Source organism: Alteribacillus iranensis (assembly GCF_900113025.1).
GTDB classification, from domain to species: Bacteria; Bacillota; Bacilli; order Bacillales; family Marinococcaceae; genus Alteribacillus_A; species Alteribacillus_A iranensis.
Window position 1 is genome coordinate 259,433 of sequence record NZ_FONT01000005.1, and the last position, 7,782, is coordinate 267,214.

The 7,782-nt window shown below is 41.9% G+C and carries 9 protein-coding genes, 1 tRNA gene and 2 rRNA genes; 1 reads left to right on the forward strand and 11 read right to left on the reverse strand.

Annotated features, from left to right (window positions below):
• Positions 1-494 precede the first annotated feature (494 nt).
• From tsaD to BM095_RS12740, 6 genes are all read right to left on the reverse strand, one after another.
• Positions 495-1,526 (reverse strand): tRNA (adenosine(37)-N6)-threonylcarbamoyltransferase complex transferase subunit TsaD, encoded by a 1,032-nt coding sequence (gene tsaD / locus BM095_RS12715; RefSeq protein WP_091662452.1) that lies wholly within the window; start codon positions 1,524-1,526, stop codon positions 495-497.
• Entirely contained in the window at positions 1,495-1,977 is a 483-nt protein-coding gene (gene rimI / locus BM095_RS12720; protein WP_245757899.1) for a ribosomal protein S18-alanine N-acetyltransferase, read from the reverse strand. The genes tsaD and rimI overlap by 32 nt, the downstream gene beginning before the upstream one ends.
• Positions 1,970-2,680: a tRNA (adenosine(37)-N6)-threonylcarbamoyltransferase complex dimerization subunit type 1 TsaB gene (gene tsaB, locus BM095_RS12725; RefSeq protein ID WP_091662455.1), complete on the reverse strand. Its 711-nt coding sequence runs from the start codon at positions 2,678-2,680 to the stop codon at positions 1,970-1,972. The genes rimI and tsaB overlap by 8 nt, the downstream gene beginning before the upstream one ends.
• On the reverse strand, positions 2,661-3,137 hold the full coding sequence (gene tsaE / locus BM095_RS12730) for a tRNA (adenosine(37)-N6)-threonylcarbamoyltransferase complex ATPase subunit type 1 TsaE (RefSeq protein ID WP_091662458.1): 477 nt from the start codon (positions 3,135-3,137) through the stop codon (positions 2,661-2,663). The genes tsaB and tsaE overlap by 20 nt, the downstream gene beginning before the upstream one ends.
• Before the next feature lie 37 nt (positions 3,138-3,174).
• Positions 3,175-4,164, reverse strand: a complete 990-nt coding sequence (thiL, locus tag BM095_RS12735) for a thiamine-phosphate kinase (RefSeq protein ID WP_091662460.1) — start codon at positions 4,162-4,164, stop codon at positions 3,175-3,177.
• Positions 4,165-4,286: 122 nt separating this feature from the next.
• Positions 4,287-4,363, reverse strand: a tRNA-Met gene (locus tag BM095_RS12740).
• A 166-nt stretch (positions 4,364-4,529) separates the two neighbouring features.
• Between BM095_RS12740 and BM095_RS16625 the strand changes: the two genes are divergently transcribed.
• Entirely contained in the window at positions 4,530-4,670 is a 141-nt protein-coding gene (locus tag BM095_RS16625; RefSeq protein WP_177194812.1) for a hypothetical protein, read from the forward strand.
• A 79-nt stretch (positions 4,671-4,749) separates the two neighbouring features.
• On the opposite strand, the gene BM095_RS12745 is transcribed toward BM095_RS16625, so the two are convergent.
• From BM095_RS12745 to BM095_RS12765, 5 genes are all read right to left on the reverse strand, one after another.
• Positions 4,750-5,709 (reverse strand): 5-oxoprolinase subunit C family protein, encoded by a 960-nt coding sequence (locus BM095_RS12745; RefSeq protein ID WP_091662463.1) that lies wholly within the window; start codon positions 5,707-5,709, stop codon positions 4,750-4,752.
• Positions 5,699-6,478 (reverse strand): LamB/YcsF family protein, encoded by a 780-nt coding sequence (locus BM095_RS12750; protein WP_091662465.1) that lies wholly within the window; start codon positions 6,476-6,478, stop codon positions 5,699-5,701. The genes BM095_RS12745 and BM095_RS12750 overlap by 11 nt, the downstream gene beginning before the upstream one ends.
• Positions 6,479-6,494: 16 nt before the next feature.
• Positions 6,495-7,181 (reverse strand): 5-oxoprolinase subunit PxpB, encoded by a 687-nt coding sequence (gene pxpB, locus BM095_RS12755; RefSeq protein WP_091662468.1) that lies wholly within the window; start codon positions 7,179-7,181, stop codon positions 6,495-6,497.
• A gap of 215 nt (positions 7,182-7,396) precedes the next feature.
• Positions 7,397-7,513, reverse strand: a 5S ribosomal RNA gene (gene rrf / locus BM095_RS12760).
• A 138-nt stretch (positions 7,514-7,651) separates the two neighbouring features.
• Positions 7,652-7,782, reverse strand: a 23S ribosomal RNA gene (locus tag BM095_RS12765); the annotation flags it as partial.

A 7,782-nucleotide genomic window follows, 5' to 3' on the forward strand; every position in this document is an offset into this window, starting at 1 on the left:
ATTATACACAAAACAAGACACTTATCCACAGTTTTACTGTTAACAACTTTTTTCCCGTACTTCTAGGGACCATTCTATTTTTCCACATTATCCACAAAATAAGTTATCTACAACAAAATCGATCTTTATTTTCTCAAAGTCTCCTTGCACTAATATTATCTTTTATTTCTACTTTAAGACTTATACAGACAAAATTATGATTTTTTTCTACCTAACGAAGATCTACAAAGATGGCTTAATACGATATGTATAGAATTTGCATCCATGACATTTGAAACGAGACATCTCCAGAACCAAAGATCTAGAGCTCTGACTTACACAGGACGTGTATGCTTTTAGCGAAAGAACAATCATCTGTGGCCCGTGGTAAGTGCTGAAGTCCCGCTGAAGAAGCTGCTTCGAACCGACGCCGCCTGGATTTAGACATGGCTAATCTTTTACAAAAATACAGAGTGATGCTTGTATTATTTCCTAAACCATAAAAAAGACCTGGCTTAAAATAGTGCCAGGTCTGCTTTGCCGTTTAAATTCCAATCGGCTTGTATATTTTTTTTCCATTGAATATGAGCGGCTGCTCCAATCATAGCTGCGTTGTCCGTACACAAGGCTAAAGGAGGTATCGTCAGTTCTACCTCTGTATTAGAGAAAATATCTTTCATAGATTGACGCAATCCTTTATTGGCAGCTACCCCTCCCACAACGACCACTTGTTTTACTCCATATTGCGCAGCGGCCCGCTTCGTCTTCTCCGTAAGTACTTCTATCACACTTCGTTGAAAGCTGGCTGCCACATCTTCTTTTCGGAATACTTCTCCTTTTTGCTTTGCATTGTGAAGTTTGTTAATGACCGCTGATTTTAAACCGCTAAAACTAAAATCATAAGATCCTTCCTCGAGCCAAGCTATTGGAAAGGGGATGATCGTTTCTCCTTCTCGTGCTAATTTATCAATTTGTGGTCCGCCCGGGTAAGAGAGATTCAAGCTACGGGCCACTTTGTCATAAGCTTCACCAGCGGCATCATCTCTTGTCTGTCCAATCACTTCATATTCTCCTTCATCTTTTAACAGGACTAACTCCGTATGACCACCTGAAACAACAAGCGCGAGTGCCGGGTAGTGCCACGGGCGTTCCAGGCGGGCTGCTTGAATATGACCAGCGATATGATGGACAGGAAGAAGCGGAAGTCCATGAGCAAAGGCTATAGCCTTCGCTGCATTCACTCCTACAAGCAAAGCTCCAACCAAACCTGGACCCGCTGTTACAGCAACAGCATCTAAATCGGCAAATATCACACCAGCGTCAGTCAACGCCTCTTCCACGACCCATGTAATGTTTTCAGTATGGTGACGAGAAGCCAGTTCAGGGACTACGCCTCCAAATCTCTGATGGCTTTCTATTTGAGAGGCTACTACATTGGATAGAATGGAAGACCCGCCTTGTATGACAGCCGCCGCTGTTTCATCACAACTTGTTTCAATAGCCAGTATGATTTCGTCATCCTTGATTTGTTCTTTTTCTATATTCATCAATTTTCACCCACATTACTAAAGCGTCTTCTTTATTATCCGTATAATACTTTTTTCGAATACCGCCTTGTTCAAAGCCTAGTTTTTTGTATAAAGACTGTGCTATCTTATTGCTGACACGTACTTCGAGCGACATGGTTTTCGCCCCATAAACCGAGGCCATCTCTAACGCATTTATCATTAGCAACTCCCCAACTTTTTGACCGCGAGATGCCGAATGAACAGCTATATTCGTAATGTTCGCCTCGTCTAATACAATCCATACTCCACAATAGCCTATAATTTCATTGTCCCATTCCGCGACGAGGTAATGGGCAAAACGATTATTGTGAAGTTCATTCAAAAAAGCATACCTCGTCCACGGCATTTGAAACGCATCATGTTCTACCCGAAGGACACCTTCCAAATCTTCTTCTTCCATAAGACGGATAATCGGAAATTTGTTATGCATCCGTTTTCCCTTCTTTTTTCTCCAACCATTTCTTCTCAGCTTCCGTACGCTGAGTATACTCAGGTACTAAGGCATGAGCTGAAATAGGTTTTTCTTGTTCAAATGCCAGCGAAAGCAGCACTGATGGTTTTGGCAGCATATCCATGCCATTTCCTACTACAGCTTGATCTGCAAGTGATTCTGAAATGAGTGAGTGATGAAGATCATAGTCCTGGCTCAGAAATAAAACCGGCTCATTTTTTTCTTTTATATAATGAAGCCAGTCCTCCATAGCGACAATATGATCACTTATAATAGTCTTGATTTGATGTTCCGCACCCATCTTATATAAACCTGTGTAAACTTGACCTCGCCGTGCATCGATAAAAGGGCAAATAACCCCGCTGAAGTAAGTTCCATTCCGAGCAAGGACTTTTAAGCTGGAAACCCCATACACAGGAATATTAAGAGCCCATGCCATCGATTTGGCTGTCGTGACGCCGATTCGAACTCCCGTATAAGATCCCGGGCCTTTAGCGACGGCTATAGCATCAAGATCTTGAGGTTTTATATCTAGTTCCTTTAACAGTTCGTGGATGGCAGGCATCAGTCGTAAAGAATGATTTTTTTTAAAGTTGGTGACATATTCCCCCAACAGCTTATTATCTTCTGCCAGTGCGACCCCCATGACATGAGTCGATGTATCAATTGCTAGTATTTTCATGATTTTGCAGCTCCTTGAATAAAGCTTCAAACTTATCGTTAGGATCTTCTAAACAAATAGTACGTTCCATGTCACTTTTACGAAGAATGGTCACCCGCAAAATATCAGTCGGAAGTAGATCTATTATCTTTCCCGCCCATTCAATCAGGCAAACCCCATCTCCCTCGAGGTATTCTTCAATCCCAAGCTCATCCACTTCATCCTCTTCTAATCGATACACATCCATATGATAGAAAGGAAAGTCCCCTTCATACTCTTTAATAATAGTGAAAGTGGGACTGTTCACGACATTCTTCACATGTAACGCTTGAGCTATTCCTTTCGCAAAGTGTGTTTTACCTGCTCCAAGGTCACCCTCTAACGTTACAATATCCCCTCTTTGTAAATGCCTGCCAATGTTCGCAGCTATCTCAATGGTGGACTCGGGTGAGCTGCTATTTATTTTGATACGATCCAATTTACTCACCTGGCTTTCTGCCAAATTACAAGAATGATTATTGTTTAAAATGGTTATATCCCTTTTTTTCTAAAATGGTTTTTCTCTTTTCCCCTAATAATGTCACTAAAGGGTTCCCTTCTAATACTCTCCCAATAACGTAAAGCTGAGACTCTGTCTTTTCTATTTCGTTTTCTAAAATAGGCCAGTCGCTTTCCCTAACTGTTCCTACCAATTCAAAATCTTCTCCTCCGTAGAAAATCCAGTCCCAATAATTTTTTTCAGGAAAGTTTTTTAATTCTTTCGCAATAGGGATATGTGTTTCCCACAATTCAATCGAAGTGTTGCTAGCTTCAGCCAGTTCATTCAATTCACTAGCTAACCCATCACTAATATCGTTAAGGCTTATTAACGGATCTATTTTTGCTGCAGCACGGCCTTCTTGCACTCTCGGTTCGGGCCGTTGATGGGTCTGTACCAACTCACTTTCCTGCATACTAAAGCGGCCGTGACGTCCTTTATCTAACAAAAGAGATAATCCCGCCGCAGAACGTCCTGTAGTATTCGTCAAAAATACAAGGTCTCCTGGTTTTGCGTTTTTTCTGAGTAATGCCCGTCCTTTTTCAACTTTTCCTCTCACCGTCACAGAGATCATTAGTCCTCGAGGAGAGGATACCGTGTCGCCGCCGATCATATCCATTTTATAACGAATACCTAGTTCGGTCATTCCTCTATAGATACCTTCTAGTTCGTCATCCGACCAAGTCGTAGGAACGGCTATTGCGACCATATAGTACGTAGGTATTCCTCCCATAGCAGCGATATCACTTATATTCACTGCTAAAGCCTTATGACCGATATCCTCAGGAGCCATCGTACTTTTTTTAAAATGAATGTCTTCTATTAATGTGTCAACACACAGTAGTTCGTCAAAATCGTCACTGGATGAATAAACGGCTGTATCGTCTCCGATTCCCTCGATGATATGACTGTCAAAGTATTTGGAAGGCCGCTGTTTATTGATCCATACAAACTCATCCCGAGGCATTCTTGTCACCTTCCATAGACTTTTCTTTCAGTTTAACGTATTTAAATAAAAGATTCACTTTCTAATTGCTTTGGACATAAAAAAAAAGCCCTAACGGCTTTATACATTTCACATATTATAATTGGTTGCGGGGGAAGGATTTGAACCTTCGGCCTCCGGGTTATGAGCCCGACGAGCTACCAGACTGCTCCACCCCGCGATGTGTAATATTGTTACGTCTCTCAACGCCACGTATATAAATATACCACATTAAAATTGTCTGTGCAACTACTTTTTTAAAATTATTTCGATCTTGTCAGTTTGTGACAAACCTGTTACAATAATATTATGGAATATTCACACAAATTCAAAAAGGAGCGTGACATATGCAAGTCTGGACCTACACTCGATCATTTTTATTAGCAAATGTTGCATTAATCGCTACCTTTGTTTTCCTTCCTATCTTTTTAATCACCGATAATGTTGCGATTTATCAAGACTTCATAAATTATTTACACGGAAAATAACAATCGTTTCTTCTATATGAATAAGAAAGAGACCGATCCAGTAAAGTTGGACCGGCTCTTTCTATTTTTCATAGGATTTTCATTGGCAAAGTCTAGCGAACCTCATTTGCTTAAACAGCTTTTTCTCTTCTAAGATTTCTTGATGTGCTTTCTGGATATCCACTTTTTGAAAACATAAAGTTTGACTAGGTAACAATTGAGCGACTTTTGAAAGATCTGTAGTGATTACATGAGCAATCCGAGTATAACCTCCTGTCGTTTGTCGATCAGCCATCAAAATCATCGGTTGCCCATCCGCTGCCACTTGTATCGTTCCAAAGGAAACGGCATCGGAGATAATGTCTGCTCCGTTGGTATGGCGAAGCATAGGGCCTTGTAAGCGAATCCCCATTCGATCTGCTTGATTGGTTACTTGAAAAGAAGAAGTGAAAAATCTGTCTAAGGATTCTTTAGTAAAGTGTTGTGCTTCGGGGCCCGTAATTACTCGGATATTTACGTGATCAGAGTACGAAGGTATCAGACTGGGATGAAGAGCAATAGGTGTTGGTCTTTCTTCTTTTTTTTCCTCGCGAAATAAAAGATCACCTTTTTGAAGGGCTCTTCCTTTCAGCCCTCCTATCATTGCCTTGACATACGTAGATTTACTGTTCAATATTTCATCTGCATAGACTCCCCCATGTACAGCCATATATGTACGTGCTCCTTTTGCTGCTCCTCGAAACGTTAATGTATCTCCTTTTTTTACATAAAATGATTTCCACATTCTCCTTTGTACGCCATTTAATTTTGGTTTCATATCAGCACCTGTGAGAGCAATTAATGCATTCCTATGAAAATGCAAAACGGGGCCAGTTAGTGTCATCTCTAGTACTGCTTCCGTCCCCTCATTTTTAACCAGTACATTTGCACATTTAAAGGCATATGCATCCATTACTCCTGACGTAGGAATCCCCTTACTTTGATACCCGATTCGCCCTGCATCTTGAATGGTTGTAAACATTCCTGGTTTTTCCACACTACAAAGTGTATTAATTTCCATCGGTGACACACCTTAAAGCCTTCACTTGGACTCCTTTACTCATTAACAGGTGATGTAATTGACGAACGAAGTTTAAAGCCTTTGGGTTATCGCCGTGTACACAAACCGTATCAGCTTGCAAAGATAAAGAGGTGCCATCAACTGCAGCGACCTCCTTCTTCTCAATTAACTGAAGAATTCTCTCTGCTGCTTCCTCCGGCGTTTCAATAAATGCGTTATCGGCCGTTCGGGGCGTGAGAGATCCATCAGGCTGGTAGGTTCTATCTGCAAAGACTTCATGCGCCGTATGTAACCCCCTGTTTTCCCCAGCCCTCACGAGCTCACTACCGGATAATCCAAATAAAACGAGATTTGGGTCTACATGATACACCGCCTCGGCTATTGCCTCAGCAACGCTGTAGTCTTTAGCAGCCATGTTATACAACGCCCCGTGAGGTTTTACATGTTGTAACACTATGTGTTCAGTCCGGGCAAAAGCATGAAGGGCACCAATCTGATAAATGACAAGACGATAAATTTCTTCGGGGGCTATCTTCATTTCTCTTCGTCCAAATCCTCCCAGGTCTGGAAAGCTTGGATGAGCCCCAATAGAAGTGTTATGTTTTTTTGCTAATTGTACTGTTCTTGCCATAATATTGTGATCACCTGCATGGTAACCACAGGCGATATTCGCTGAAGTAATGTAAGGCAAAATTTTATCATCTTCCCCTACTTTAAAATCACCATAGCTCTCACCTAGATCACAGTTTAAATCTATGTTCGCAACCATACTCTCTTCCTCCTGTTCATTCCATCATACTGATTTCTTCATATTCCTGACGTGTAATGGGGTAAAAGCGAAGAAAGGCACCTGCTTCTAATAAAACAGGGTTTTCTCTTTGGGGATTAAAAAGTGGGATGGGCGTTCTACCAATAATATTCCACCCTCCCGGACTTGCTACAGGGTACACACCTGTTTGAATCCCAGCAATACCAACCGATCCTTTTTCCACAAAAGTGCGTGGCGTATCCAGGCGGGGAGTTGCCAACTTCTCATCCATCCCTCCTAAATAGGGGAAACCTGGCGTAAAACCAAGCATAAAAATCAAATATTTTCTATTAGAGTGTAAAGCTATAACTTCTTCTTCCTTCATTCCTTTTTGGTGAGCTATTTTTTTTAAATCAGATCCAAACTCTCCTCCATAACAGACGGGAATATCGTAAATCTGTGCAGCCGGCAGGGTTAGCTTATAGGCCGTTTCCATTACTTGCTTGATTGTACTCTTAAGCGTTGACCAGGAGACCGAAGCAGGATCATAATGAACGGTTACTCCCGTATAAGTTGGGACCCATTCAATGATGCCGTTTCCTTTATAGTTTTTGGCAGACCACATTACCTTTCTAATATGTTCGTTCACCTCTGGTGAGATTGTTTTAGCTAACACCATTCGAATCGCACTATCACCAAGAGGTTCTACTCGGTAATCATACATGTCAGCAACTCCTTCTCACTCGATCCATGAAAACATGCTTACAAATTCTTTATTAAAATTTTCAGATACTCCACGTGTTATGTCAAGCTTGCCCTTTATTCTTTGTTTCGACTTCTTGCAAAAGCCCTTTTACAGGCATAAAGCCGACAGGTTAACACCTGCCATGAAGACACAAGAAAGCCGTCAGATGACATCATCTGACGGCTTTCTCTCTTGCCTGGCAACGTCCTACTTTCACAAAGGGTCGCCCCTTCATTATCATTGGCGCTGAAGAGCTTAACTTCCGTGTTCGGCATGGGAACGGGTGGAACCTCTTCGCTATCGTCACCAGACTTATGGTCAAAGGGTCTTCTGCTAAGAATACAAACGTCCTGTTTGTAACGCAGAAGCCAGCACATCCTGTGCAAGTGTTCCCTCAAAACTGGATAACGAACATAAAGAGCGCGTATCGAGGCGCCTCATCCTTTGCGTTGGATAAGCCCTCGACCGATTAGTATCTGTCAGCTGCACGTGTTGCCACGCTTCCACCTCAGACCTATCAACCTTGTCATCTACAAGGGGTCTTACTCGCTTGCGCGATGGGAAATCTCATCTTGAGGGG

Coding starts and splice junctions, on each gene's coding strand:
- BM095_RS12750 (WP_091662465.1), bottom strand. CDS start 6,478: ATGGTTGCGAACATAGATTTAAACTGTGATCTAGGTGAGAGCTATGGT.
- tsaD (WP_091662452.1), bottom strand. CDS start 1,526: ATGAATATAGAAAAAGAACAAATCAAGGATGACGAAATCATACTGGCT.
- rimI (WP_245757899.1), bottom strand. CDS start 1,977: ATGCATAACAAATTTCCGATTATCCGTCTTATGGAAGAAGAAGATTTG.
- pxpB (WP_091662468.1), bottom strand. CDS start 7,181: ATGTATGATTACCGAGTAGAACCTCTTGGTGATAGTGCGATTCGAATG.
- tsaB (WP_091662455.1), bottom strand. CDS start 2,680: ATGAAAATACTAGCAATTGATACATCGACTCATGTCATGGGGGTCGCA.
- BM095_RS12745 (WP_091662463.1), bottom strand. CDS start 5,709: ATGGAAATTAATACACTTTGTAGTGTGGAAAAACCAGGAATGTTTACA.
- BM095_RS16625 (WP_177194812.1), top strand. CDS start 4,530: ATGCAAGTCTGGACCTACACTCGATCATTTTTATTAGCAAATGTTGCA.
- thiL (WP_091662460.1), bottom strand. CDS start 4,164: ATGCCTCGGGATGAGTTTGTATGGATCAATAAACAGCGGCCTTCCAAA.